Origin of the sequence: Arthrobacter gyeryongensis (assembly GCF_039543785.1) — a bacterium.
GTDB lineage: Bacteria > Actinomycetota > Actinomycetes > Actinomycetales > Micrococcaceae > Arthrobacter > Arthrobacter gyeryongensis.
In genome coordinates this window covers 89,486-113,335 of sequence record NZ_BAABKK010000006.1, presented here as the reverse complement: position 1 = coordinate 113,335, position 23,850 = coordinate 89,486, and the positions used below count along the sequence as shown (strand labels likewise).

The following is a 23,850-nucleotide window of genomic DNA, read 5'->3' as shown; positions in this document are numbered from 1 at the left end:
TCCACATAGCCGATCACGGCGGTTCCGCGCCACCGCAGCACGACGTAGCGTCGCTGCCACGACATCAATGGACATGAAGGAGGACAGCGTCTTGAGCGGCATTCTTATGGCGGCCGGAGGAACGGATCTGGATTCGCAGCAATGTATTTCACGGGGTGCGGAGATCCAGGAGCTTGGATGGCGGATGAGCGTCTGCGCCGACCAAGCCGACGCCGTTCTTGCCAAGCTGGCGCAGTTGCAACTTGAGCAATGGGAGTCGCCGGCAGGCCGTGCCTACCGGACCACACTGGCCTTCCAGGCTGCCTCCCTTCGAAGGGGGCGTGACGCTTTGCGCGAGGCCGCTGCAGTGACCCTGCGCCATGCCCGGAATGTGGCATCGAACCTCCAGTCTGGCTTCTGATGGCCGAGGTCGCTCCTGTCGGCGCGGGCGGAACTCCCCACCCTCGAACACCCGAGCCGGATGGCACATTGCGGATACGCGGCGGCGTCGGCGGAATCCACTTCCAATTCGAAGAGCTGCTTGCTGGCGCTGCGGCGCTGGACGGACTCGTGCTCCAGCTGCAGGTCATTGAAGTGGAAGCTGAATCGGTGAGGGTGGCTCTCTTCCCGCACCAGGCCTCGGCCTACACGAGTGGAAGCAACGCCATCATTGCCGTCGGTGAGAGCGGCCGGGACATTGGACGGGTCCGCGAACAGCTTCAGCGAATTGGCAACGATGTCAGGGCAAGCCATCGTGAATACGAGTTTGCAGAATCACACGCGGCGATCAGGCTGCGGATGGGCCTGGGAATGCCAGTCCTCGCGACTGGTCCGAATCCCCTGGACCTTGGGCAGAGGGGAGCCACGGAGGGAGCTGTCCGGGATCTGACCCGGATATTGGCGCTGATGATGGGGCTACCCCCGGCAGTGGCGAACCTTTCGGGGGCGACGGTCGGGCCTACTGATGTCGGTGCCGTCCTGCGAGCGATCGTGGCGGTCCCCGGATTGGCATTCCTCAGGCCACGTCCTGTTTCGGTCAGCCAGGGAGAGACCGCCACCAAGCGCGTGGACTTGTCCGCAGCAGGACTGCTCAGCGAACTGGATCACGTCGGTGCCACTTCAGAGGGCGAAATAGAAGTCCTGCAGGTAGATAAGGACGGAGCGCGGGCGTGGGTGGTCTTGATTCCGGGCACCCAGCCGGGCAATCCGCCAGGAGGCAGCAATCCACTGGACGAAGCCGGGATTGCCGAAGCGCTGGGTTACAACTCGATGGAAACCAGCAAGGCCATCCGTCAGGCGTTGCTCGAGGCAGGTGCCGCAGCCGGCGAGGCTGTGGTGGCAGTCGGCCACAGCCAAGGCGGAATCCATGCCATGAACTTGGGCAAGGACAAAGCGTTCCTCGCCGAGTACGATCTCAAGTTTGTGGTGACAGCTGGATCACCAGTCGGCGGGATCACCCCGCAGGCCGGCATCGGGAGCCTGCACTTGGAGCACGAACAGGATTGGGTTCCCGGTGCGGAAGGCAAAGCGAATCCGGACACCAAGGACAGGGTAACGGTGACCATGACCAACCCGGTGATCCTGGAACCCGGCGAAGACCCGGGAATCGGGCCGGCGCACAAGCTCTCACGCTACGAGGAAGGGGCAAAGCTGGTGCAGCTCAGTTCGGATCCTTCGCTGGCCGCTTCAACAGCCGCTCTGGGCGGGATACTGGGCGCTGGTGGAGTGGCCAAGGTGAACCGGTTCAAGCTGAGCCGCGAAGCACCCCCGGCCCCGCGGGGAAGGCGGTGACAAAGAGCTGTCGAACAAACTGGCGGAAACCGCGCTGCCGCCTCTTGCGGCTCCTCACCGCCTGCCGCCGGGAATCCAGCTGGCGACCATGGAGATCAGGCTGATGATGATCGCTGCGAGAACTGCGGTCCAAAAGAAACGGTCGATGGTGAGGTGTACCGGCGTGTAGCTGCTGAGCCACGCTGTGAGGGACAACATGGCCGCGTTGATGACAATCGTGAACAGGCCGAGAGTGAGGATCGTGATCGGAAGGGAGAGCAGCTTGACCAAAGGCCGGACAAAGGCATTGACGATGCCAAAAATGAGCCCTATGAAGAGATAGGCAAGAACCACGCCCAATGTGTCGCCGCCTTGAGTGACGCCCGCGTTGCCTACTGCGTTGGTGGTTGCCGAAGTGGAGATATCCATCCCCGGCAGAATCCAGCTGGCAACCCAGAGGGCCAGCCCGTTGATCAGGACGCGCACAATGAATGAACCCATACGCCCATGCTTTCACATGCGCTCGTTTTCACATGCGCCGGTTTTCGCATGCGCCGGTTTTCACGTGCACAGGCCAGGGGCCTGCCAGCATGGCCCGAAGCCCTGCAAGTAGGCTGGTGCCATGAATTCTTCTGACAACGCACCGGAGGGCGTGCGTCCCCGCCCGGTTGTGGACAGGCTCCCCAAATATGCTGCAGGGAAGCCTCCCGTAGCAATAGAGGGCCTGACCAGTTACAAACTGTCTTCCAATGAAAACCCGCTACCCCCGATTCCGGCGGTGCTGCAGGCGATCGCTGATCAGTCGGACATCAACCGGTACCCGGACCCTTTGTCCACCAAGCTGCGCACTGCGCTCGCCGACTTCCTGGGAGTCCCCGCTGACGACGTCGTCACCGGAGCCGGAAGCCTCGGTGCCCTGAACCAGATCCTTGCCACCTTCGCCGGCCAGAACCACGATGGCAAGGCCGACGAGGTTATCTATGCCTGGCGCTCCTTCGAGGCCTACCCGATCTGCGTGGGGCTGGCCGGGGCCGAGAGCATCCAGATCCCGTTGCTTTCCGATGGACGCCACGATCTCGAGGCCATGGCGGCCGCTGTCACGGTCCGCACCAAGGTGATTCTGCTTTGCACGCCAAACAACCCTACGGGCCCCATCCTCACCGCCGAGGAAACCGAGCGGTTCATCCAGTCAGTGCCGGCAGGAGTGGTCGTAGTTATCGACGAGGCCTACCAGGAGTTCGTCAGGAACGAGAAGGCCGTGGACGGCATCAAGCTGTACCGCAAGTACCCCAACGTCGTTGTCCTCCGCACCTTTTCCAAGGCTCACGGCCTGGCTGGGCTGCGCGTTGGATACAGCGTTTCCGGTCCGGATCTCACCCAGCACCTGCGCGTCACTGCCACGCCGTTCGCCGTCTCGCAGATTGCTGAACGCGCCGCCATTACTTCGTTGGAGAATTTCGACCAAGTTGTGGAAAGGGTACAAAGCCTGGTCGACGAGCGGGACCGGGTAACCGTGGGACTCCGGGAGCTGGGATGGTTCGTGCCCGAGGCCCAAGGCAACTTCGTATGGCTGAATCTTGGGGAGAATAGCGCCGAATTCGCCGGACTTGCAGGCGAGCGGGCGTTGTCCGTGCGGGCCTTCGGCAACGAGGGCGTCCGGGTCAGCATCGGTGAAGTCGAGGCCAACACCCGATTCCTGGAACTCTGTGCGTCCTATACAAAAGCGCCGCAACCTTCCTAGCGGTTAACAAATGACCCTGCGTCCCTTACTGCGGATAAAGTAAGGGACGAAAGCCAAGATATGCCGATTCCGGAATGCATTCCGGAATCGGCATATATCAGCGAATATTGCTCAGCATCGGGCTGCGGCAGGCAAGGAGACGGAATGGGCGCAACTCAATTGCCCACCCCCGGGATCAACGGAACGGGACTGGATCAGCAGTCTCCGGCGGGAGGCGCTTCAAGCGATTCCGCTGCCGAGATGATCCAGCTGCTGGGGCCGGACGGCAAGCTAGGGACAGATCCCGTCTTCTCGGACTACGCGAAGCGCCTTGATCCTGAGCAGCTCCGGGGCTTCTACGCCGACATGGCCAAGGTCCGCCGCTTCGATCAGGAGGCCACGGCCCTCCAGCGCCAAGGCGAGCTGGCTCTTTGGGTTCCCCTCACCGGCCAGGAAGCCGCCCAGATCGGTTCCGGACGCGCCACCCAACGGCAGGACTACATCTTCCCCACGTATCGGGAACACGGAGTTGCGTTGACCCGTGATGTGGACCTGGCGGAACTCCTGAAGCTGTTCCGTGGAATTTCGAATGGCGGCTGGGACCCCACCGAGAACAACTTCCATCTCTATACGCTCGTGCTTGCGGCGCAGACACTGCATTCCGTTGGTTACGCCATGGGAATCCAGCGGGACCAGAAGCTCGCGGAAGCCAATGGCTCCAACGATCCGAAGGCTGCCGTTGTGGCCTACTTCGGGGACGGTGCCAGCTCCGAAGGCGACGTCCACGAATCCATGGTGTTCGCGGCGTCCTACAACGCTCCCGTGGTGTTCTTCTGCCAGAACAACCACTGGGCCATCTCGGTTCCCACCGAGGTCCAGACCAAGGTTCCCCTGTTCAACCGGGCCAAGGGATACGGTTTCCCGGGCATCCGGGTGGACGGCAACGACGTCATCGCCGTCCATGCGGTCACCGAGTGGGCGCTTGAACATGCACGCGAAGGCCGTGGTCCTGTGCTCATTGAGGCATATACCTATCGCGTCGGAGCCCACACCACGGCGGATGACCCCACCAAGTACCGCGAATCCGCCGAGGAAACCGCGTGGCGAGGCAAGGATCCCTTGGATCGCTTGGAGAAGTACCTCCGCAACGAGGGCCTTGCCGACGAAGCTTTCTTTGAGCAAGTCAGAGTCGACGGCGACAAACTCGCTGCCCATGTCCGTAGTACCACCCAAAGTCTGCAGGGCCCTAACTTCCGCGAGTCATTCGCCGGGGTCTATGCCGAACCGCACCCGCTGGTGGCCGAGGAACTTGCTTGGTTCGAGGAATACTCCGCCGGATTCGAAGGCGACGAGGAAGAGGGGACAGGCAACTGATGACCACCATGACCATAGCCAAGGCCATCAACGAAGGCCTCCGGGCGTCGCTCACCAACAACCCGAAGTCCTTGCTCATGGGCGAAGACATCGGGCCGCTCGGCGGTGTCTATCGCGTGACCGACGGACTGATCAGGGAGTTCGGTGCAGACCGGGTGGTTGATACCCCGCTGGCTGAGTCTGGCATCGTCGGCACCGCGATAGGCCTGGCCCTGCGCGGCTACCGTCCCATCTGCGAGATCCAGTTCGATGGCTTTGTGTTCCCCGGTTTCAACCAGATCACTACGCAACTGGCCAAGATGCACTCGCGCAGCGGCGGCAAGCTGACTGTTCCCGTGGTCATCCGCATTCCTTACGGTGGCGGCATCGGCTCGATCGAACATCACTCGGAATCACCGGAGGCGCTGTTCGCCCACACCGCCGGCCTGCGCATCATCACCCCGTCCAATGCCCACGACGCCTACTGGATGATCCAGCAGGCCGTTGACTGCACGGACCCGGTCATCTTCTTCGAACCCAAGCGCCGCTACTGGCTCAAGGGCGAGGTGGACATCGAAAACCCGGGACCGGCGTCGGACCCGTTCCAGGCGCACGTCCTGCGCGAAGGCTCCGACGCAACGATCGTGGCTTACGGTCCGCTGGTGCCGGTCGCGCTGGCCGCAGCAGCAGCGGCGGAAGAGGACGGGCGCAGCATCGAGGTGATCGACCTACGCTCGATTTCCCCTATCGACTTCGACACTGTCACCGCTTCCGTCAAGAAGACGGGCCGCTTGATCGTTGCCCACGAAGCCCCGACATTCGGGGGGATCGGCGGCGAGATCGCTGCGCGGATCAGTGAGCGGGCCTTCCTGCACCTTGAGGCTCCGGTCATCCGCGTGGGCGGCTTCCACATGCCGTATCCCGTGGCCAAGGTGGAAGAGGACTACTTGCCGGACATCGACAAGATCCTCGAAGCCCTGGACCGTTCCCTGGCCTACTAGCCGCCCCTGATTGCACCCGCCGCCAAGCGGACGGGCCAGCCAAGATCGAGGACACAAGTGACTGTTAAGAAATTCAACCTGCCGGATGTCGGCGAAGGACTGACCGAGGCGGAAATCGTCTCCTGGAAGGTCAAGCCCGGCGACACCGTGGCCATCAACGACGTCATCTGCGAGATCGAGACCGCCAAGTCCCTCGTGGAATTGCCGTCCCCCTATGCCGGAACGGTGGCGGAACTGCTCGTTGCCGAAGGCATCACGGTTGAAGTAGGAACCGCGATTATCGGTATTTCGGACAATGCGCCGGGAGAACCGGAGCCCACCCCGGCGCCGGCGGCTCCGGCCGCTGTCGCGTCGTCCCTCGCCCCACCGGCCGCGCCTGCAGCCGAACAGGTCTTCGAAGCCTCGATGTACGGCAAGTTGCCCGACGACGCCGGAACGTCCGACGGCGGTCCCGCCGGCGGACCGCTGGTTGGTTCCGGTCCCAAGGCCGACGCCGTCAAGCGCCGCCCGCGTAAGCGCCCGGAAGGAGCCACGGCTGCAGCCTCGGCCGCCCCGAGCTCGGCACCCGCAGCCGCCGTCGTCGAACGAGTCGTCGAGCCCACTGCTCCGGCCCTGCCGCTTGTTGCCGCACAGCAGCCCACAAGCCAGGGAGCCGCAAGCCAGGCGCCTGTAGGCCAGGCACCGGGGCTCACCGGCCTCGGCGCAACGGTCAGCGGCATCGTCAACCGGGTGTTGGCGAAGCCTCCCGTGCGCAAGATCGCCCGCGAACTGGGGATTGACCTGGCCGACGTCGTCCCCACGGGAGCCCGCGGCGAAGTGACCCGCGAGGACTTGGTGAGCTACCAGTCGCAGCGCGACGCCGAGGTGGACCAAGCAGACAAGTTCTGGGGTGCGTCCAAGAAGCCGCAGGATCAGCGGGTGGAACGGATCCCCGTCAAGGGCGTCCGGAAGGCCACCGCCAAGGCTATGGTGGAGTCGGCCTTCACGGCGCCGCATGTGAGTATCTTCGTCGATGTCGATGCCAGCCGCACGATGGAATTCGTCAAGCGGCTCAAGGCCTCCAGGGACTTTGAGGGCATCAAGGTATCGCCGCTGCTGATTCTCTCCAAGGCCGTGATTTGGGCCGCGGCACGCAATCCGAGCGTTAACGCGACCTGGGTGGAGAACGCCGACGGCAACGGAAACGCGGAGATCCTCGTCAAGCACTACATGAACCTGGGTATTGCTGCAGCTACGCCGCGAGGGCTCATGGTCCCGAACATCAAGGATGCCCAGGACCTTTCCCTCAAGGAACTGGCCCTCGCGCTCAACGAATTAGCCAGTACGGCACGCGCGGGCAAGACCCAGCCTTCGCAGATGCAAGGCGGCTCGTTGACCATCACCAACGTTGGCGCCCTCGGTATCGATACAGGAACGCCCATCATCAACCCCGGCGAGGTGGCAATCGTCGCGTTCGGCACCATCAAGCAAAAGCCTTGGGTTCTCGACGGCGAGGTCATCCCCCGCTGGATCACAACGCTTGGCGGTTCGTTCGATCACCGGGTGGTGGACGGGGACCTCTCCGCCCGCTTCATGGCCGACGTCGCGTCCATTCTCGAAGAGCCGGCTCTGCTGCTTGACTGAGCAGCGCGGCGGTGGGACTGAGCAGCGCGGCGGTGGGACTGAGCAGCGCGGCGGTGGGACTGAGCAGCGCGGCGGTGGGACTGAGCAGCGCGGCGTTGGGGCCCGGCACCGTGTTGCCCGGGTCCTGACGGAAGTCTTCCAGCCGCCCGCCGTCGTATCCGTCTTGCTGCTCATCAGTCCCGCGGTGGACCCGGGTTTCCCGGGGACGATATGGTTCGGTGTCCTGGCGGCGCTCTTTGTGTGCGTGCTGCCGCTGGCCTACGTCTTGGCCATGGTGAGGCTCGGCAGGCTCAGCGACCACCACGTCAGCGATCGCAGGGAGCGTGCGCCCTTGCTGATGCTTGCGCTCGTGTCCGTGGTCGTGGGGTTGGTGGTCCTGAACCTCATCCACGCCCCGACGAGCGTCTCAGCGATGATCCTTGCACTGATTGGCGGCATCACAGTGTTGGCCGCAGTCAGCCTCGTGTGGAAAATCAGCGGTCATGCCTCGGCAATCTCCGCGGCTGCAGTCATTGTGGCCCTTATGTTCGGGCCGGTGTGCTTGCCGCTCCTGCTTCTGGTTCCGGCCGTCGGCTGGTCCCGCGTCGTCCTACGGGACCATACCCGCGGCCAGGTCATCGCCGGTTCGTTGTTCGGCGGGGTGGTCATCGCGGGACTTTGGTGGGTCCTGCGCGGTTGGTTGAGTTAGTAGGACGTGTAGCTGAGCGCAAGGTCGCGCAGTTGCTGGTCGCTCATGCTGCCGATCATTCCAAATGACAGCACCATGGCCAGGGCTCCGACGGCGAGCATCGCGGAAGCAACCACGAGCAACAATTTCCAGTCGGAGCGAAGGATGCTGCGGAACGTTTCCGGCATCTGGAGCAGCGGAGAGATCATGTTCGGAGCGCTGTCTACCGAGCCGTCGTCGAGAAGCGCCACGATGCGGTCATTTGCCCGGTCGAAGCGCATGGAGCTGATGTGGTTGCCGTGGCGGGCGAGCAGAATGTCGTGTCCGACGCGTTGGCGCGGCTGCAGAGTAAGCAAAAGGGATCCCCTACGGGTTGTTGTGATGGGCGGCTCGCACCCTTGGGGGCCACCTCAATTTTACCGGCGGCGTCCCAGCCGCACGGCCAAAATCGGGGTGAGACCGCCCACCACAACGCGTGATCCCGGTCAAAGTCCCGGGGCCGGGGAGTCGCTTAAGGTTCGTCCGTCTTGGCGATGTAGACGTCGCACGGCGCTTTGTGCGCCACCGTGTTGGCGACGCTGCCGAGAACCCTGGCCAGTCCCTGCATGCGGCGGTTGCCGACCACGATCACTTTGGCACCCACTCGTTCGGCTTCCTTGACCAGGGCCTCTCCGGCTTTGCCGAAGACAGCTCCATAGCTTGTGGTCAACTGGTCGGAGGCGAGTTCAGCGGCCACTTTGCTGGCTACCTTCTCCGCCTCGTCGGCGTCCGAGAGAATCCACTTGTCGCCGCCGCTTTCGACGACCTCTACGTGGGCGCCTTCAAACGCGGTGATGACGCGCAGTTCCGCGCCCAGTGCGGTTGCCAAATTCTTTGCCGAATCGGCGGCCCGCCTTGCCGTTACGCTGCCGTCGACTCCAACGAGGACTATTCCGCTCATATCTCTGCTCCTTTGCTGATGACATCAATCGCTTCTTGCAAAACCGGCGCCAATCGGCGGACGCCTTCGGCGATGGACTCCGGTGGCACTGCGCTGAAAGCCAACCTCAGTTTGTTGGATGGTTCGTCGGAGTGCGTGAACGCCGCGCCGGGGATGAACACGACCCCCGCTTCGATCGCCTTCTTGAGCAGCGGATATGTGTCCACGCCGTCGGGCAAAGTGACCCAGACGAAGAAGCCGCCCTCGGGCTTGGTCCAGCTGAGGCCGGAAGGCATGTGCTCTTCCAACGCCACCAGCAGGGCATTGCAGCGTTCCTCGTACAGGGCCCGGTAGGTGTCGATCTGCCCGCGCCAGTCGTAGTCCCGAAGATATGCCGAGATGATCATCTGGTTCAAGGTCGGAGGGCAAAGCGTCACGGCTTCCGAGGCGAGATAGAAGCGCCGCTGCAAGTGCTCGGGTACCAGCGCCCACCCGATTCGCAGCCCCGGGGCAAAAATCTTGGAGAACGAGCCCATGTAGATGACGTCATGCTCGTTCGCCGCCCGCATTGGTTCCAGCGGGTTGCCGTCGAAGCGCAAAAGACCGTAGGGGTTGTCCTCGAGCACCAGGATATTCGCATTGCGGCATATATCGACGATGTGCTGACGCCTCGCCGGAGCAAGTGTGATGCCGGAGGGGTTGTTGAAGTTGGGGATCGTGTAGAGGAACTTGATGGCCTTGCCCTGCGCATGAAGCGCCGCGATCTTGGCTTCCAGGAGTTCCGGGACCAGGCCGTCGTTGTCCATGTCCACTGTCTCAACCTGGACCTGATAGGCCTCGAAGGTGTTCAGTGCGCCCACGTAAGTGGGGTTTTCCACGAGGACGACGTCACCCGGATTGCAGAAGACCTTCGTGGCCACGTCCTGGGCCGATTGGGAACCCGCGGTGATCACCACGTTCTCCGGGCGGGCGTCCAGGATGCCTTCCGCGGCCATGATCTCGCAGATCTGGGTACGCAGTTCCTCGGTGCCCTGTCCGCCGCCGTACTGCAGCGCCGTCATACCTTCTTCCGCGATGATGCGGGCGGCGGTCTGTCCGAGCTTTTCGAGGGGCAGGGACTGCAGATAGGGGTTTCCGCCGGCGAGGGACACGAGTCCCGGCCGCATTGAAATGTCGAAGACGTCACGCACAGCGGACTGCTTGATGTTGGCGGCGCGCTCCGAGAAAAGTTCCTCGTGGCGGTGGGCGGCAGTTGCTGCTCGCTCTATTGCGTCGATTGCTTCCGCGGGCAACTCGGGCCCGGCATCCAATGTTTCGTGGGTCACAGTGAAAGGATACTCCCCGGAGTTGCCAATTGAGCAACGGATGTTTCATCCTAATTTCGAGATTCGCGGTGCGAAGCGCTTTACGTCCGGACACAGGAAGGCTGGAATAGAGCCATGACGACGCATCCCGAACTCGAATCCAAAGCCCTTCGCTTCAAGGAGCTCCATAGCGTGCCGCACGCGCCGTTGGTGCTGGTGAATGCGTGGGATGCGGCATCTGCGCGAATGGTTGAGGAAGCGGGAGCGACGGCGGTGGCGACCTCCAGCTCGGCAGTCTCATGGAGCTTGGGGTACCGGGACGGGGACCACCTTCCGCGGCAACTCGCGATGGAAGCGCTGTCGCGGATAGCAAAGGCTACGCGCTTGCCCGTGACTGCGGACATCGAGACCGGGTACGGCCGTACCGACGAAGAACTCCAGGCCACCGTTCGAGCGGTGCTCGACGCGGGCGCCGTCGGGATCAACATCGAGGACTCGGCGGATCAACCGCTGAGCGAGATCGGTGAACAGTCCAGGCGCATCGCCCTGATCAGGCAGACGGCCGAGGACGTGGGCGTCGCACTGTTTATCAATGCGCGTACGGACACTTATTGGTCTGGAAAGTTTCCGGACACTGCGTATGAGGAAACGCTGCGCCGTGCGGACGCCTATCAACGGGCCGGGGCGGACGGAATTTTCGTGCCGGGTTTGACGGATCTCCATGTTCTGCATGATCTCTCCCGGCGGATCAGCGCACCGCTCAACGCCCTGGCCGGCTTGGGTTCGCCGTCGCCCGGAGAACTGCACGACGTCGGCGTGCGGCGAATCAGCATCGGCGGCAGTACTGCCAGGGCGGCCTACGCGAAGGTCTCGAGGCTGGCAAGGGAAGTTCTTGGCGACGGAAACTGGTCGGGCCTCGCCGGATCCCGGAGTTATGCCGACATGGACGCGCTATTCGAGTGACGGGCCGCCTCAGCGCAAACTCAGGACGTCCGCGAGGGTGTTCCCGTCGATGTAGATCGCGGCCTGGGATGCTCCCGTAGCCGCCACCGCGGTCTGCGCGAGCTGGGTTTCGATCCGCGGTTGGTCGCACACGCCTCCGGGACGCAGCGACCCGCTCAGGTTCACGACGGCGGTGGTGCCGTCGAGGTAGCCCGAAACGTACCGCAGCGCCGAGCCCGAGAGCGCGTTGTACAAACCTGACCGGGACGCGGTTCCATCGGGCGCCAGCAGTTGCCCCATTGCCACGGACAGCGGGTCGCTGCCCGGAGGGGCGGCGACGTGCACAGCTACCAGGCTGTCGTCGCAGCCGAACCGCACACCACGGCTGCCGCCGTCGCCGATCGCCACGAAATACACAGTGGCTCCAGTCGATTCGCCGGCGGTCGGGAGGGGTGCGGGAACCGGAACGGCTGCGGGTGCCAGCGGGCTCGCCGTGGTTGGGCGCGGCGCCGCGGTAGGCGGGTTGATATACGGGGGAGGAGCCGGAAGGGGCATGGGAATCGGCCCGGTAACAGGCTCCTGCGTCGCCTGGACGAAGCCGGGTGAGCCTGGTTGTTCGGAACGCGACCCGCCCGGACCGCCACCGCCTGGGGACGCACAGCCGGCCAGACTGAGCGCAAGGGACAGACACAGCGCGGCGACCGTCGTCGTACATTCCACGCCGCGTCCGACCCGCATGACAGCCCCCGCTCCTGCCCTGATCACCCCTGGTGCCTGTAACTCAACGTTACGGCTGGCCGCCCGGGTGTGGACCGCTCTGTCCATGACGGTTCGGCCTCAGCTCAGTCACGGAATGGTAGCGGTGCGGTGACGCCTTGCTCCCGGTTCGGAGGGTGTTCCGGGCTAGTCCGTTCCCTTGATCTTCCGCCAGCCGCCGGCGCGGTTGTTCGCAGCGATCTGCCGCAGCATTGTGGTGAGCGGTGCGCGGGGAATCTCGTCGTGCTGGTGGAAGGCGATCATTCGGGCGGTCTTGTTGCCGTGCCCCGATGTGATGATGTCGTCCGGGTCGGGGACAATCGCGCCGTCGTAAAGGAACAGGTTGACGTGGTCCTTGGCTGCGAGCAGCGCGCAAACGTTACCGTCGAGGACAAAATAAGGCCTCGTGCGGCGCTTGATCGTCTCGACGATTTCAGGCTCGGCTTCATGGATGAGGTCGCGTAGTTGCTCGGCGATCGCGCGTTGCCAATCCGGGAGGGCCTCTAGGTAGGCGTCGACGTCGGGATGGCGGTTGTAGTCGGCCATGCCGCCATCGTACTGACAAAGAATGCCCCCGCCCACGCCTCAACGGCGGGACAGGGGCACTCTCGCGCGTCGCGCGGGGCGAGCCGCAGGGACTAGGCTGCTACTTCAGCTTCCTGGAAGGCAGTCAGCGGCTCGAAGATGCCCTTGATCTGCTCGACAACTTCGGCATCGTCCTTCGGGTGCAGTTCAGCGAAGCGGATCATGGAGCCCGGAACGGCGAGCTTGACGTCCTCGAGGACCTTGGCGCCCGCGATGCCGGCTGCCTTACGGGCCTCGTCCTGCGCCCAGACGCCACCGAACTGGCCAAAAGCGGTACCGACGACGGCGGTCGGCTTGCCTGCCAGCGCGCCGGCGCCGAACGGGCGGGACAGCCAGTCGATGGCGTTCTTGAGGGATGCCGGCATGGTGCCGTTGTGTTCCGGCGTGACGAGCAGGATGGCGTCGGCTGCGGCGGCGGCAGCGCGGAGGGCAGCGGCTTCGGCGGGAACTTGGCCCTCGACGTCGATGTCTTCGTTGTAGAACGGGATGTTGCCGAGGGAGCCGTGGATCTGTACTTCGACGTTTTCGGGAGCGTTGAGCTGGATGGCTTCGGCGAGCTTGCGGTTGTGGGAATCGGCGCGGAGGCTGCCAACGAGGGCGAGAACGGTGTTCTTGGACATGGGAACTCCTTGGGTCTGGCCGCGGACGGTGCCGCAGGCGCTCGGTTTGGAGGCTTTTGCTGCCTTCGTAGATTCTAAACGGACTACGGTCCGCTTAATATTCCCAAGGCTAGAATGTTTCTGTGAGCCTCATCCCCATCCGGCCCGGGTTGCCCTTCGGAACGCAGCCGGAGCGCAGTGACGCCGCGCGTAACCGCGAACGGCTCCTTCAAGCTGCGAGGGATCTCGTGGCTGAGCACGGCGTGGACGCTGTCACTATGGACATGCTCGCGTGCAGGGCCGACGTCGGGAAGGGGACCGTCTTCCGCCGATTCGGCAGCAGGGCAGGACTCATGATGACTCTCCTGAGCGACGCGGAGGCCGAATTCCAGCGAGAGTTCATCTTCGGTCCACCGCCGCTGGGTCCCGGAGCACCCCCGCTTGAACGCCTCATTGCCTTCGGCGAAGCGCGCATCAAATATGTCGACGAATACGGCGAGCTGGCGCGCGCCGCGGCGGAGCATTCCCCGCAGAATCGGCACGACGCCCCGCCGGTCGTGTTGTGGCACCGGCACATCGAGATGCTGCTGCGGGAAGCGGGCCTGGACCGCGATCCTTGGCTGCTGGCTCTTTCCCTCGGCGCCACCCTGGATCCTGAACGCACGCTCCATGCCCTTCGCTCACACGGAGTCACGCCGGAGCGCCTTGCGGCGTCGTGGCGCGAGCTCGTCACCCGCCTGCTTAAAGACGCCTGACAAAAGCTACGGTGGGCTACCTTGGCCCGGTAGCCTAGCGGCATGACCCACACACCGATCCGCACCGCCGTCGTCGGCTTTGGCCTTTCCGGCAGCGTCTTTCACGCGCCGTTTATCGCAGCCAATCCCGCGTATTCCCTCGACGTCATCGCCACTTCGGACGCGGGTCGCAAGGCAAAAGCCGAGGAACGCTATCCCGGCACGAGGATCGTGGACAGTCCGGAAGACGTCCTGGCGCTTGCTCGGGAGCTGGACCTCGTGGTGCTCGGCACGCCGCCCGCGACCCATCACCCTCTCGCGAAGGCCGCGCTGGAAGCCGGGCTCGACGTCGTCGTGGACAAGCCATTCGCGGTGAGCAGCGCGCAGGGGCAGGAGCTGATCGAGCTGGCCGCGAGGCTGGGCCGCGTGCTGACCGTCTACCAAAACCGCCGCTGGGACGGCGACGCACTCACTGTGAAGAAACTGCTCGACGCCGGGACGCTGGGCGAGGTCATGCGCTGCGAAGCTTCAATGGAGCGGTGGGCGCCCGAAATCAGCAAGGCGTGGAAGGCCGGCGCCACGGCCCACGACGGCGGTGGGCTGCTCTTCGACCTGGGAACCCACCTGTTGGACCTGGCCCTGCAGATGTTCGGTCCCGGCGAAGTCATCCACGCAGAAATACTGGCGCGACGGCCCCAGGAAAAGGCTGACGATGACGTCTTCCTGGTCCTGAAGCATGCTTCCGGAGTGCTCAGCCACGTCGCCATGAACGTCAACAGCCAGCTTCATGCTCCGCGCTTCCGCATCCTGGGCAGCAAGGGTGGCTTCCTGAAGTACGGAATCGATCCCCAGGAGCCGTTCATCCTGGCAGGCGGACTGCCCACAGATGGCAGCTACGGCGTCGACGATCCGCAGTACTACGGCACCCTGGAAATCGATGGCGTGCGGACGTCGGTACCCACTGAGCGCGGCGCCTACCAGGAGTTCTACCGGATCCTTGCGGAGAAGATCGCCGACGGCGGTGCCGCCTCCGCCTTGCCGCTCCCCGTGGATCCGGCCGGGCCAGTCGAGGTACTCAAGCTGATTGAGCAGGCCCGGACACTCGCCTGAAAGTTTTTTTTGGATCGGGCGTAACCTCGCCGGGACCGTCAGCGATGTAAGGGGAGTGTGGACAACGTCCGCACTGATCATCCGGTAGCGACAAAGCCGCTGCCGGAGTAGTCCCAAAACGTTTGTCGGAGGGTTCCATGTCCTTGTTCACTGTCCTTGCCACCAGCAAAATCGCCGCCGGCGTCCTTGCCGCCGGAGCTGTAGCGGTTGGCGGAACCGGCGTCGCAGCCTTCAACGGAGCGCTTCCCAACGATATGCAGAAGAGCGCCCACGAGCTGCTCGGAGCCCCGGCTCCGGCCGCATCCAAAGCAGCTGAGTCCGCAGAGTCCAAGGCGGCTGAGGCGTCCCAGATGGCCACGTCGAAGGCCACTGACGCCGCCGCCGACGCGAAGTCCAAGGCCACGGACGCGGTCGACGACGCAAAGTCCAAGGCCGCAGCAGCAGTCGCATCGGCCAAGGCCACCTCACCCGAGGCGTTCGGCCTCTGCACCGCCTTCCTCAACGGCGGCCTCAAGGCCGACACCAAGGTGCCCGGCTACTCCTCGCTGGTTGTTGCCGCTGGCGGCGAAGCCAACGTCAACGCACACTGCGCAACTGTAGTTAGCGAAGGCAAGGCTGCCGGCTTGAAGGCTGACGGTTCCGCTTCCGCCAAGGCGGACGCCGATGGAAACGCCGCACTGCCTGCTACGCCTGCCGTACCGGCGGTTCCCGCAGTGCCGTCCGCACCGGCCGTCCCCGCTGTGCCGTCCCAGGTGCCGACGGTGCCGGTGCACGTGCCGTCCGATTCTGTCCGCCCGTAACACTGCGGCTACGCTTGAACGGCGGGGCTCCTTGGCTAAATGACAAGGAGCCCCGCGACGCAACAGACTGCAGCAGTGGTCATTTCCCAGGCCAGGGACGATGACCGCGCTGCGTGGGATGGAGGGGTCGCGGGTGCTTGACCCTTTGGCTGATGAATACTTGCAGGCGGACGAGGAAGATCCCGCACTGCTCTTCACGGCTGCCTATAACGAGTTTTCCGGACCGGTGTTTGGATACCTACGCGCCCGCGGCGTAGACGATCCGGAAGCAGTTACCCAGGACGTGTTCCTGGCGCTTTATCCCAAACTGGATTCCCTCCGCGGAGGTCTCCAGGGGGCCAAGACCCTGCTCTTTTCCATAGCGCACGCGCGAATGGTGGATCACTATCGCAAACGGGAACGCACCCCTGATTCCGCGCCCTATGAATCCGATCTGGATTCGCGACGCGCCCCTTCAGCCGAGGACCAGGCATTCGGGCACGGGGAAGGCCTGGGTGTAACCGAGCTACTGGCCGACCTCAACCCCGACTACCGGGAGGTCCTGGCACTACGGGTCGTGGCGGACCTGTCGTTGGAAGAAACAGCGGACATCATGGGCAAATCCCAAGGAGCCGTGAAGCAGTTGCAGCGCAGGGCATTGAGTGCACTGAGAGAACGTGCACTACTAAGGAATGGCACATCATGAGCGAAAAATCCGCATCCTTCGGTGAGCAAGGCATTGACCGCCTGCTTGCTGATGCCGGGCTCGACGAAGCGTACGAGATCCGGACTGAGCTGCTGGAACTGCGCGCCCTCGCGAGCACCCGGCCACAGCCCTCGGCGGCTGTCCAAGCCTTGATGGCACCGGCGAGCGTTGCGGCTGCACCTGTCACGTCCACAACCCCGCTAGCCCGCACGGCGGCTGCGCCGATCGACGAACTGGCCGCGCGCCGTCGTCGTAAGCGCCGTGCCGGCATTGCGGCTCTTGCCATTGCGGCTTCCCTTGCCGCCGGAGCTACCGCTGCGGCTGCGTCCGAGGGCGGCATCCCGGGCACGATCGAACACTTGGGCGCCGTGGTGGGATCCGTTGTTTCGCAGCTCACCCCTGGATCGGGCGGCAAGGCCCCGCAACAGCAAGGAACCCGTCAGGAGCCGGTCCCGATGCCCACCCGGGAAACAAGCGTTCCCGGATCGCCCTCTCCGGAGTCCTCTGCGCCTGGGGCCCAAAACAGTGCGCGTCCATCGCCGCACGCGACTCCCGGCACTACCGCTCCGGGGTCCGAGTCGGATCCGCGTAATGGATTGCACGACATCGCAAAGGGCCGCCCGGGGCCAATTACGATCCCGACGCCGGAGGTCCCAACGCCCACGCTCCCGTTGCCCCAGCCCGTTCCCTCCGAGATCCTTCCGGGCAACCCGGTCAAGCCGTAACTGGGCCTGCGCTCCGGTGCCGGGGCTTTCCGGACGCTCGCTCACTAATACGCCCAATTCCTGCGACCCTCGATCACTTTTGTAGCGAATCCCCATCAACGCTCGCTCAGAAAAAGTGAGCGAGCGTTGGGCCGAAATGCCCCAAAAGCGAGCGAGCGTCGCTGAAAACCCCGACGGCGGGGTGCCGCTTCCCAAGGAAGCCGCACCCCGCCGTCGGGCTCGTTAACCGCGCCCGTTAGAGGCGGAGAAGACTATGCCGAGACCAGGTTGTGCCAGTCGGCGACGAGGGGCAGGTTGTGCGCCTCGGAAACCGAGCGGTGCGTGACCTTGCCTGCCGCGATGTTGAGGCCGGCTGCCAGGGCGGGGTCGCGGTCGAATGCGGCCCTGACGCCCAGGTTGGCCAGTGACACTGCGTAGCGCAGGGTGACGTTGGTCAGGGCGTAGGTGGAGGTGTTCGGAACGGCGCCCGGCATGTTGGCGACGCAGTAGAAGATCGTGTTGTGGACCTTGTACGTGGGTTCCTGGTGCGTGGTGGGGTGCGTGTCCTCGAAGCAGCCGCCCTGGTCCACTGCGATGTCCACCAGCACGGAGCCGGGCTTCATGCGGGAAACCAGCTCGTTGGTGACCAGCTTGGGGGCCTTGGCGCCCGGGATCAGCACGGAACCGATGACGAGGTCGGCGTCGACCACGGACTTCTCGATCTCGTATGCGTTGGAGGCGACCGTCTTCAGGCGGCCCTGGTAGAGGGCATCCAGTTCGCGGAGGCGGTTGATGTTGATGTCCAGGATGGTGACGTCGGCGCCCAGGCCCAGGGCCATGGCGGCGGCGTTGGTACCGGCAACACCGGCGCCGAGGACAACAACCTTGGCCGGACGGACGCCCGGGACGCCGCCCAGCAGCACACCCTTGCCGCCGGCCGGAGCCATGAGGGAGGAAGCGCCGACGACGACCGACAGGCGGCCGGCAACCTCGGACATGGGTGCCAACAGAGGCAGCGCGCGGCCGTCCTGGACGGTTTCGTAGGCGATGGCCGTGACGCCGGAGTTGATGAGTTCCTGGGTCAGCTCGGCTTCGGCGGCCAAGTGCAGGTAGGTGAAGATGATCAGGCCCTTGCGGAAGCGGTGGTACTCAGCCTTGATCGGTTCCTTGACCTTCATGACCATGTCAGCGCGTGCCCAGACGTCGTCGGCCTCGGCCACGATCTCAGCGCCGGCAACCGAGTATTCCTCGTCCGTGATACCGGAGCCCAGGCCTGCGCCCCGTTCGACCAGAACGGTGTGGCCGTGGGTGCGGAACTCGTGAACGCCCGCGGCCGTGATGGCAACGCGGAATTCGTTGTTCTTGATCTCTTTGGGGACACCGATGATCATTTTGGGCTCCATCTTCGAAAGGCTTCAACGGCCTTTTTCTCTGCGGGGGACTGTGCTTCCAGAATAAATCCGCTGTGAGCCAGCCGACAGGAAAGGCGATCGTCACGGTTGTCGACTTCCCCGGAATTCCGCGGTTTTTGCCGCCCTCGACTCGACATTTGTCGATATTGAGGGCGTCAGGTGTCGCCTGATGTTCGTGAGGCAAAGTAGTGTTTTCTCCATGCAGCAAGACGTGGAGAAAATCGTCGAGGACGTAGCACTCAAGTTGGGCCGCGGCCTCTCCCTGGAAGACCTCGACGGCGTGCTGCTCGCCTACAGTTCCAACCAGTCCCACGCCGACCGTGTGCGCGTGAATTTCCTCCTGAGCAAGCGTGTCCCGGTGGACGTCAGCGCCTGGCAGCTCTCGCACGGCATCGCAACCGCGGTGCGTCCCGTCGTCGTACCCGCCAATGAAGAACTCGGGATGGTCGGGCGGGTTTGCGTCCCGTTGCTGGTGCGCGGATTCCGTGTGGGGTACCTCTGGGTCCAGCAGGACCTTGACGAGCAGACCGCGACGGCGATACTCGCCGAATTGCCTGGCGTCCGGGACGAGTTGGACCTCCTCGCGGGGTTGCTGCTCGATTCCAACACGGCGGAATCGGAGTTCCGGCGCCGCCGCGAGCAGGAATTCCTGGCTGCGTGCCAGGGCGAGTCCAACGCGGTGGCGGCCGTGGCGGGATGGAAAGAGATCCAAGGCAGGGGACCGTGGCAGCTGGTTACGGTGCTCGACGCCGAGGACAGTGGCGGCGTCTCGGATCAGATCGCGGCGACCCTGACACACCGTTCCGCCGCGCTTCAGGCCACTATCGGGGTCGATTCCGTGCTTTTCAGCGCGGGGACGGAGACGCACGCGGTCTTGTTGTTCCGCGAAACCGGCGGACGGGCAGAGCATGCCCAGGTCCTGGTCCACTATCAGCTGGAACTCGCCAAGCGCGCCGGCCGAAAAGTGGACCGGGTAATTCTTGGCATCAGCGAGCCGTTTTCGGCTATTCGCCAACTGGGCCGGGCGTACCGGCAGTCGAAGCTCGCGGCCCAGGCTGCCGCCGTCGATCCGCCACTCGGCGAGCTCGTGGACAGCCGCTCGGCCGGGATCTATCAGTTGTTCGAACGGCTACAGGCGCCGGGGGGCTGGGACGATTCGGGCTCGGCGCAATTTCAGGCAATCGAGGACGCGGACCGCAATGGCGAGCTGCTGCCCGTGCTCGAACTGCTCTACGACAGCGACGGCTCAGTGCAGGACGTCGCCGCGAAGCTCCACCTGCACCGCAGCAGCATCTACAACCGACTGGCCAGGGTCCGGCAGCTCATCGGCGCGGATCCGCTGAATGGCGCCACCCGGCTCGAACTCCACGCAACGCTCAAGGCGCGCCGCTGGGCTGGCCGACCGCGGATTTGAAGCCGCTGGAATCCGAAGCCGAGCTCGCCTACTTGTTGAGCTGCCTCAACTGAAGGCTGCAGCGCCAGCGGTCCGGGCGGTGTTGAATCATCTGCGGCTGGGTGTTCCGGCAGCACCGCCCGTGCCACTCGACGGCAAATGTTCGATGCCCTCCCATCCTCACTGCAGTGCCTTGGTTGCTGCGTCCAGAATCGATCCAAGATCGACGCCCGGTTGGGTGGGCTGCGGCGTAGGGGTAGGGGTAGGGCTGGACGGGGTCCGCGGCTTCCAGGAACCTGTGGGCGCGGGCGTCGGAGACGCTGGATCCGTCGGATCCGGCGTCGGCGTGGGGGTTGTTGGCCCTGTTGGAACCGGGCTGGGAGACGGCGCGGGCTGGGCCGGTACCGGACTGGAAGGAACAGGCACCGGAGTGAGGCTCGGGGGCAGTGCTGACGGGACGGCAGGAACCTGGACGGAGATCGATGGTGCCGGGACGCTCGACGGTTCGACAGCGGCGGGGCCTTGCGGCGAACCTTGCGCCGGGTCCGCGGCAGTCTGGCCGGACTTGGCGCTTGGGGTAGCTGCCGAAGGTGACGCCGCAGCGCTGGGGGACGTGCTTGCCGTTGTGGACGGAGCTCCGGATTGGGTGGAGCCTTGGCTATCTGAGCTGGCGGCGTCCTGGGCGCGGGATTCCTGGCCGAAGAAAGGCAACTCAAGGGCCTGGCCCAGGGAACCGGCGGCCAACAAGATGCCTAACGCACCTGTCACCACTGCCATTCGGTTGCTCATGGTCCGGACGGCGGCGGCCTTCTTGAGGACGGCGTGTGGTTCACGGCTGAAGGACGAACCGGTGAACGACGCCGGACCGACGCCGGGACGGGGTGCCGCCGGGATTTCCGTGGCAGCTGCGTTCTCAGCTTTGGTCGACTCAGCTGTCGCGCGAGCCAGGGTCGCAGCAGACACCGTGGGAATGGCTGCGGTGGCGGGTTCTGACGGCGCGGGGGCTACCGTTGGGGCGGCCACTGTCGGAATGGCCGCAGTCGCTGGTTCTACCGTCGCGGCAGCCACCTTCGGAGCCGTCACCGTCGGAATGGCCGCGGTTTCGCTGGCTTGCGAAGCCCGCTTCCGTTCGGCCGCGCGGGCGGCCGCGCGCGTGGTGGGTGCCGCCGTCGTCGGGGTTGCCGCGGGGGTGGGTGCCGCCGTCGAACTCAAAGGTTCAGAAGCCGGTGCAGCGATGAACGGTTCGCTGTCTTTGGCTCGACGGCGTCCGGTTGCTTTGGTGCTCTCGCCCGCCACTTGGGCACGGCGAGGCTGATCCATGGTTGGGGACATGGTGATTGCCTCTCAACGCCTTCGAGGTTAGCTGTCGGGTTCGGACGAGGCCGTCCGGCCGCGCATGGCGGCTTCACCCCAAGGGCCCCGAAGTGGGCCCGGAGACTCTGGGTCCCCCGTCTCTGCCGCGGGTCTGGCGGATTCCGGGTTGCGGCAGAGCTCGGCGTCAACCCGGAAGCGGCCCGGTTGGGGACTGGGTCGCCCCTCGACGTTACAACAGCCGGCATGCAAAGTCACATTTGAATAACGGGCGCGGCGACCCGTTTTTGCCCGGTCTGCCCGGCGATGAGTCCCGCGACGTGTTCGGCGTCGCGGCCGACCCCGCCCACGAGCCCGGAGGTCAAACCGTATTGGAAGGGCATGCCCACAAAGAACAGTCCCGGGAGTTGTTCCACGGCGCCCCGGCGAGTGAGAGGCCAGCCGTCCTCATCCGTGGGAAGTCCTTGGATCCAGCCAAAGTCCGGTTGGTATCCGGTTGCCCAGATCACAGTCGACACAGGGATCGCGTTGCCTCCGTCGGTCAGGGGTTGCCCCTCCCGCGTGCCCGTCACGCGTGGCAAGCGAGTGACTCCCGCGGCGTCGAGCTCCCGCGTTGAGGTCCGGATCAGCGGCGCGCCGTGCTGGGTGAACCCGACCGCGACTTTGCGTCCGATAGGGGTGGATCTGTTCAGCACCTTGTGGATGAAGAGCCACCAAAGGCCGCCGGCGTATCGCGTCACCGGGCCCGGAATATGGAACGGAGGGGTTCCGGCGATGTAGGTACGGTGGGTAGGTGCGAGCTCCAGGGCGATTTCGACGCCGGAGGTGCCGGAGCCGACCACCAGGACATCCCCGGGCGGAACCGAGTCCGGGTTGGCGTATTCCGCTCCGTGCAGTTGGTGGATGCCGGGATCAAGGTCCTTCGCGAATGCCGGGATCCTTGGCTGCGCGTTCGGGCCCGTGGCAACAACAACGTTCTTGGCGAGGATCGGCCCGGAGCCCGACTGCACCCGGAACCGGCCGTCCTCCCGCTCGATGCCTGCGACCTGTACGCCATTGCGTACCGGGAGTTCCCAGTTCCTGGCGTACTCCTCGAGGTATTCGGCCATGGCGTCTTTTCCGGGGAAGCTCCCCCGGGCGGCGGGAAATGGCATGCCGGGAAGGGAATCGTGTTGCGCCGGGGTGAAGAGCCGCAAGGAATCCCATCGGTTCCGCCACACGTCGCCGACGCGGTCCTGCGAGTCCAGGATGAGGAAGTCTTGCCGGTGTTTCTTCAGGTGGAATCCGGTGGCGAGCCCTGCCTGCCCGGCGCCGACAACTACGGTGTCCACTGGCTCATTGCTGTGCATCGCGAAGCCTCCTGAGGTGTTCGAGGTCATTAGAATATCATTCCAGTGACTGGAATGATATTCTTTTTGCGTGGAAATCCGGCACAATGACAGGCGGCTAGCGCAAGCTGTTGCAACCAAGGCGGCCGTGGTGGAGGCTGCCCGGCAGCTGTTTCTGGGCCGGGGATACGTGGCCACCACCATCGGTGCCGTTGCCGAGCAAGCCGGCGTGGCTGTCCAGACCATCTACAACTCCGTGGGCAACAAGGCTGCGCTGCTCTCGGCAGTGGTTGACGTAACTGCTGCTGGTCCGGATGCCCCCCGCTCCGTCCCGGAAACCATGCGCGAGCGGACTGCCGCGGCCGCCGACGCCGGGGCCGTTTTAGCGTTGTTGGCCGACTGGTTCGCCGAGGTGAATCCGCGGAGCAGCCAACTGTTCAGCGTCATGAGGCAGGCCTCCGCGGTCGACTCCGAAGCGGCAAAAGTGGAACGGGACCGGGCCGAAATCCGGTTGCGAAACTATGCGGAAGCGGCGGCTGCCCTCAGGCGGCGCGGGGCACTGACCTCCGGCATGAGCGACGAGCAAGCCGCCGCCGTGATCTGGTCGGTGGGCCACCCGGACACCTACCGATCACTCGTGCTGGATTTCGCCTGGGGCTTGGACCGCTACCGGGATTGGGTCCACGCGGCCCTCAAGGCCGCCCTCGCCTAGCTTTCTATTTGTTGCTTTGCTCTTCTGCCGCGTCCGTCTTCTTCTGGGTTTCCAGCCACGCCATGATGTCCGCAAGCCTGATGCGGCGATGCGTGCCACGGTATTCCACCGGGATTTCGCCACGGTCAGTCATGTTCCGCAGGTAGGTGTGCGAGATTCCCGCGAGTTCGGCCGCCCTCGAGGTCGTGAGCATTTCCTCCACGCTGCTCACGGTCACCGCTTCGCCCCGGCCCAGCCTGCCGAGGAGGTCGACGACGGCGTCCCTCGCCTCATCCGGCAGGCGGTGGACCGTGCCGTCCACGAAGACGGTGATGTCGTTGCTGTCCTGGAGTGAGCGCGCCAGGTTCCGGGCGTCGTCCGCGGCCAAGCCAGGCGTCACGCGGGGAGCTATCAATGCCATGGCAGAAGCCTAGCCGCTCGAGGCTGCGCGCTTACGCCGCCGT

Annotated in this window: 26 protein-coding genes and 1 riboswitch; of the genes, 16 read left to right on the top strand and 10 right to left on the bottom strand. The window is 64.6% G+C overall.

Features of this window, described 5'->3' with window-relative positions:
• Nucleotides 1-91: 91 nt before the first annotated feature.
• Together ABEA18_RS04430 and ABEA18_RS04425 are read left to right on the top strand one after the other, a co-directional pair.
• Nucleotides 92-400, top strand: a complete 309-nt coding sequence (locus tag ABEA18_RS04430; protein WP_345448098.1) for a hypothetical protein — start codon at nt 92-94, stop codon at nt 398-400.
• Complete coding sequence (locus tag ABEA18_RS04425) at nt 400-1,770, top strand: hypothetical protein (RefSeq protein WP_345448097.1); 1,371 nt, start codon at nt 400-402, stop codon at nt 1,768-1,770. Before ABEA18_RS04430 ends, ABEA18_RS04425 begins: the two co-directional genes overlap by 1 nt.
• A gap of 54 nt (nt 1,771-1,824) precedes the next feature.
• Here ABEA18_RS04425 and ABEA18_RS04420 read toward each other — a convergent pair whose 3' ends face one another.
• Nucleotides 1,825-2,250 carry a phage holin family protein gene (locus tag ABEA18_RS04420; protein ID WP_345448096.1) on the bottom strand — a complete coding sequence of 142 codons (426 nt, stop codon included), beginning with the start codon at nt 2,248-2,250 and terminating at the stop codon, nt 1,825-1,827.
• A gap of 121 nt (nt 2,251-2,371) precedes the next feature.
• Between ABEA18_RS04420 and ABEA18_RS04415 the strand changes: the two genes are divergently transcribed.
• From ABEA18_RS04415 to ABEA18_RS04395, 5 genes are all read left to right on the top strand, one after another.
• Complete coding sequence (locus ABEA18_RS04415) at nt 2,372-3,490, top strand: histidinol-phosphate transaminase (RefSeq protein WP_345448095.1); 1,119 nt, start codon at nt 2,372-2,374, stop codon at nt 3,488-3,490.
• A 144-nt stretch (nt 3,491-3,634) separates the two neighbouring features.
• Nucleotides 3,635-4,843: a pyruvate dehydrogenase (acetyl-transferring) E1 component subunit alpha gene (gene pdhA, locus ABEA18_RS04410; RefSeq protein WP_345448094.1), complete on the top strand. Its 1,209-nt coding sequence runs from the start codon at nt 3,635-3,637 to the stop codon at nt 4,841-4,843.
• A complete protein-coding gene (locus ABEA18_RS04405) occupies nt 4,843-5,823 on the top strand; it encodes an alpha-ketoacid dehydrogenase subunit beta (RefSeq protein ID WP_345448093.1) in 981 nt (326 codons plus the stop codon). Before pdhA ends, ABEA18_RS04405 begins: the two co-directional genes overlap by 1 nt.
• A gap of 57 nt (nt 5,824-5,880) precedes the next feature.
• On the top strand, nt 5,881-7,446 hold the full coding sequence (locus ABEA18_RS04400) for a dihydrolipoamide acetyltransferase family protein (protein WP_345448092.1): 1,566 nt from the start codon (nt 5,881-5,883) through the stop codon (nt 7,444-7,446).
• A gap of 124 nt (nt 7,447-7,570) precedes the next feature.
• The gene (locus ABEA18_RS04395; RefSeq protein WP_345448351.1) at nt 7,571-8,134 is read left to right on the top strand and encodes a phosphatase PAP2 family protein; all 564 of its coding nucleotides are present in this window, start codon (nt 7,571-7,573) and stop codon (nt 8,132-8,134) included.
• On the opposite strand, the gene ABEA18_RS04390 is transcribed toward ABEA18_RS04395, so the two are convergent.
• The 3 genes from ABEA18_RS04390 to ABEA18_RS04380 all read right to left on the bottom strand — a co-directional run bounded on the left by ABEA18_RS04390 (nt 8,131) and on the right by ABEA18_RS04380 (nt 10,357).
• On the bottom strand, nt 8,131-8,469 hold the full coding sequence (locus ABEA18_RS04390) for a hypothetical protein (protein ID WP_113990649.1): 339 nt from the start codon (nt 8,467-8,469) through the stop codon (nt 8,131-8,133). The two genes, ABEA18_RS04395 and ABEA18_RS04390, sit on opposite strands and share 4 nt — an antisense overlap.
• 155 nt (nt 8,470-8,624) lie before the next feature.
• A complete protein-coding gene (locus tag ABEA18_RS04385) occupies nt 8,625-9,053 on the bottom strand; it encodes a universal stress protein (RefSeq protein WP_345448091.1) in 429 nt (142 codons plus the stop codon).
• Nucleotides 9,050-10,357 carry an aminotransferase-like domain-containing protein gene (locus tag ABEA18_RS04380; RefSeq protein ID WP_345448090.1) on the bottom strand — a complete coding sequence of 436 codons (1,308 nt, stop codon included), beginning with the start codon at nt 10,355-10,357 and terminating at the stop codon, nt 9,050-9,052. Before ABEA18_RS04380 ends, ABEA18_RS04385 begins: the two co-directional genes overlap by 4 nt.
• A 114-nt stretch (nt 10,358-10,471) precedes the next feature.
• On the opposite strand from ABEA18_RS04380, the gene ABEA18_RS04375 reads away from it, so the two are divergent.
• Nucleotides 10,472-11,299 carry an isocitrate lyase/PEP mutase family protein gene (locus ABEA18_RS04375; protein ID WP_345448089.1) on the top strand — a complete coding sequence of 276 codons (828 nt, stop codon included), beginning with the start codon at nt 10,472-10,474 and terminating at the stop codon, nt 11,297-11,299.
• A 9-nt stretch (nt 11,300-11,308) separates the two neighbouring features.
• On the opposite strand, the gene ABEA18_RS04370 is transcribed toward ABEA18_RS04375, so the two are convergent.
• The 3 genes from ABEA18_RS04370 to ABEA18_RS04360 all read right to left on the bottom strand — a co-directional run bounded on the left by ABEA18_RS04370 (nt 11,309) and on the right by ABEA18_RS04360 (nt 13,239).
• Complete coding sequence (locus ABEA18_RS04370) at nt 11,309-12,016, bottom strand: GerMN domain-containing protein (RefSeq protein WP_345448088.1); 708 nt, start codon at nt 12,014-12,016, stop codon at nt 11,309-11,311.
• A 165-nt stretch (nt 12,017-12,181) separates the two neighbouring features.
• The gene (locus tag ABEA18_RS04365) at nt 12,182-12,580 is read right to left on the bottom strand and encodes a DUF1801 domain-containing protein (protein ID WP_345448087.1); all 399 of its coding nucleotides are present in this window, start codon (nt 12,578-12,580) and stop codon (nt 12,182-12,184) included.
• 92 nt (nt 12,581-12,672) lie between these two features.
• Nucleotides 12,673-13,239, bottom strand: a complete 567-nt coding sequence (locus ABEA18_RS04360) for an NAD(P)H-dependent oxidoreductase (RefSeq protein ID WP_234751821.1) — start codon at nt 13,237-13,239, stop codon at nt 12,673-12,675.
• A gap of 122 nt (nt 13,240-13,361) precedes the next feature.
• On the opposite strand from ABEA18_RS04360, the gene ABEA18_RS04355 reads away from it, so the two are divergent.
• The 5 genes from ABEA18_RS04355 to ABEA18_RS04335 all read left to right on the top strand — a co-directional run bounded on the left by ABEA18_RS04355 (nt 13,362) and on the right by ABEA18_RS04335 (nt 17,272).
• Nucleotides 13,362-13,973, top strand: a complete 612-nt coding sequence (locus ABEA18_RS04355) for a TetR/AcrR family transcriptional regulator (protein WP_345448086.1) — start codon at nt 13,362-13,364, stop codon at nt 13,971-13,973.
• A 42-nt stretch (nt 13,974-14,015) separates the two neighbouring features.
• Entirely contained in the window at nt 14,016-15,062 is a 1,047-nt protein-coding gene (locus ABEA18_RS04350; protein ID WP_345448085.1) for a Gfo/Idh/MocA family protein, read from the top strand.
• Nucleotides 15,063-15,199: 137 nt separating this feature from the next.
• Entirely contained in the window at nt 15,200-15,862 is a 663-nt protein-coding gene (locus ABEA18_RS04345) for a hypothetical protein (RefSeq protein WP_345448084.1), read from the top strand.
• Between the two features lie 133 nt (nt 15,863-15,995).
• Nucleotides 15,996-16,547: an RNA polymerase sigma factor gene (locus tag ABEA18_RS04340; RefSeq protein WP_345448083.1), complete on the top strand. Its 552-nt coding sequence runs from the start codon at nt 15,996-15,998 to the stop codon at nt 16,545-16,547.
• Entirely contained in the window at nt 16,544-17,272 is a 729-nt protein-coding gene (locus ABEA18_RS04335) for a hypothetical protein (protein ID WP_345448082.1), read from the top strand. Before ABEA18_RS04340 ends, ABEA18_RS04335 begins: the two co-directional genes overlap by 4 nt.
• A gap of 251 nt (nt 17,273-17,523) precedes the next feature.
• Here the strand turns inward: ABEA18_RS04335 and ald are convergent, their stop codons facing one another.
• A complete protein-coding gene (ald, locus tag ABEA18_RS04330; protein ID WP_345448081.1) occupies nt 17,524-18,642 on the bottom strand; it encodes an alanine dehydrogenase in 1,119 nt (372 codons plus the stop codon).
• A gap of 220 nt (nt 18,643-18,862) precedes the next feature.
• Between ald and ABEA18_RS04325 the strand changes: the two genes are divergently transcribed.
• Together ABEA18_RS04325 and ABEA18_RS04320 are read left to right on the top strand one after the other, a co-directional pair.
• Nucleotides 18,863-20,077, top strand: coding sequence for a PucR family transcriptional regulator (locus ABEA18_RS04325; RefSeq protein ID WP_345448080.1), 1,215 nt, complete (start codon nt 18,863-18,865; stop codon nt 20,075-20,077).
• 145 nt (nt 20,078-20,222) lie between these two features.
• A complete protein-coding gene (locus ABEA18_RS04320; protein ID WP_345448079.1) occupies nt 20,223-21,371 on the top strand; it encodes a hypothetical protein in 1,149 nt (382 codons plus the stop codon).
• Nucleotides 21,372-21,390: 19 nt separating this feature from the next.
• Nucleotides 21,391-21,537, bottom strand: a riboswitch (cyclic di-AMP (ydaO/yuaA leader).
• 84 nt (nt 21,538-21,621) lie between these two features.
• On the opposite strand, the gene ABEA18_RS04315 is transcribed toward ABEA18_RS04320, so the two are convergent.
• Nucleotides 21,622-22,746, bottom strand: coding sequence for a flavin-containing monooxygenase (locus ABEA18_RS04315; RefSeq protein WP_345448078.1), 1,125 nt, complete (start codon nt 22,744-22,746; stop codon nt 21,622-21,624).
• A 40-nt stretch (nt 22,747-22,786) separates the two neighbouring features.
• Here ABEA18_RS04315 and ABEA18_RS04310 point away from each other — a divergent pair, with 40 nt between their 5' ends.
• The gene (locus tag ABEA18_RS04310; protein WP_345448077.1) at nt 22,787-23,407 is read left to right on the top strand and encodes a TetR/AcrR family transcriptional regulator; all 621 of its coding nucleotides are present in this window, start codon (nt 22,787-22,789) and stop codon (nt 23,405-23,407) included.
• 4 nt (nt 23,408-23,411) lie between these two features.
• On the opposite strand, the gene ABEA18_RS04305 is transcribed toward ABEA18_RS04310, so the two are convergent.
• Nucleotides 23,412-23,807 (bottom strand): helix-turn-helix domain-containing protein, encoded by a 396-nt coding sequence (locus ABEA18_RS04305; protein WP_345448076.1) that lies wholly within the window; start codon nt 23,805-23,807, stop codon nt 23,412-23,414.
• Between the last annotated feature and the right edge of the window lie 43 nt (nt 23,808-23,850).

Excerpts from the sequence above, each read along its gene's own strand:
- ABEA18_RS04420 (WP_345448096.1), bottom strand. The coding sequence starts at position 2,250 with ATGGGTTCATTCATTGTGCGCGTCCTGATCAACGGGCTGGCCCTCTGG.
- ABEA18_RS04425 (WP_345448097.1), top strand. The coding sequence starts at position 400 with ATGGCCGAGGTCGCTCCTGTCGGCGCGGGCGGAACTCCCCACCCTCGA.
- ABEA18_RS04370 (WP_345448088.1), bottom strand. The coding sequence starts at position 12,016 with ATGCGGGTCGGACGCGGCGTGGAATGTACGACGACGGTCGCCGCGCTG.
- ABEA18_RS04325 (WP_345448080.1), top strand. The coding sequence starts at position 18,863 with ATGCAGCAAGACGTGGAGAAAATCGTCGAGGACGTAGCACTCAAGTTG.
- ABEA18_RS04415 (WP_345448095.1), top strand. The coding sequence starts at position 2,372 with ATGAATTCTTCTGACAACGCACCGGAGGGCGTGCGTCCCCGCCCGGTT.
- pdhA (WP_345448094.1), top strand. The coding sequence starts at position 3,635 with ATGGGCGCAACTCAATTGCCCACCCCCGGGATCAACGGAACGGGACTG.
- ABEA18_RS04405 (WP_345448093.1), top strand. The coding sequence starts at position 4,843 with ATGACCACCATGACCATAGCCAAGGCCATCAACGAAGGCCTCCGGGCG.
- ABEA18_RS04375 (WP_345448089.1), top strand. The coding sequence starts at position 10,472 with ATGACGACGCATCCCGAACTCGAATCCAAAGCCCTTCGCTTCAAGGAG.
- ABEA18_RS04365 (WP_345448087.1), bottom strand. The coding sequence starts at position 12,580 with ATGGCCGACTACAACCGCCATCCCGACGTCGACGCCTACCTAGAGGCC.
- ABEA18_RS04320 (WP_345448079.1), top strand. The coding sequence starts at position 20,223 with ATGCCCTCCCATCCTCACTGCAGTGCCTTGGTTGCTGCGTCCAGAATC.
- ABEA18_RS04315 (WP_345448078.1), bottom strand. The coding sequence starts at position 22,746 with ATGACCTCGAACACCTCAGGAGGCTTCGCGATGCACAGCAATGAGCCA.
- ABEA18_RS04350 (WP_345448085.1), top strand. The coding sequence starts at position 14,016 with ATGACCCACACACCGATCCGCACCGCCGTCGTCGGCTTTGGCCTTTCC.
- ABEA18_RS04345 (WP_345448084.1), top strand. The coding sequence starts at position 15,200 with ATGTCCTTGTTCACTGTCCTTGCCACCAGCAAAATCGCCGCCGGCGTC.
- ABEA18_RS04385 (WP_345448091.1), bottom strand. The coding sequence starts at position 9,053 with ATGAGCGGAATAGTCCTCGTTGGAGTCGACGGCAGCGTAACGGCAAGG.
- ald (WP_345448081.1), bottom strand. The coding sequence starts at position 18,642 with ATGATCATCGGTGTCCCCAAAGAGATCAAGAACAACGAATTCCGCGTT.
- ABEA18_RS04305 (WP_345448076.1), bottom strand. The coding sequence starts at position 23,807 with ATGGCATTGATAGCTCCCCGCGTGACGCCTGGCTTGGCCGCGGACGAC.
- ABEA18_RS04360 (WP_234751821.1), bottom strand. The coding sequence starts at position 13,239 with ATGTCCAAGAACACCGTTCTCGCCCTCGTTGGCAGCCTCCGCGCCGAT.
- ABEA18_RS04335 (WP_345448082.1), top strand. The coding sequence starts at position 16,544 with ATGAGCGAAAAATCCGCATCCTTCGGTGAGCAAGGCATTGACCGCCTG.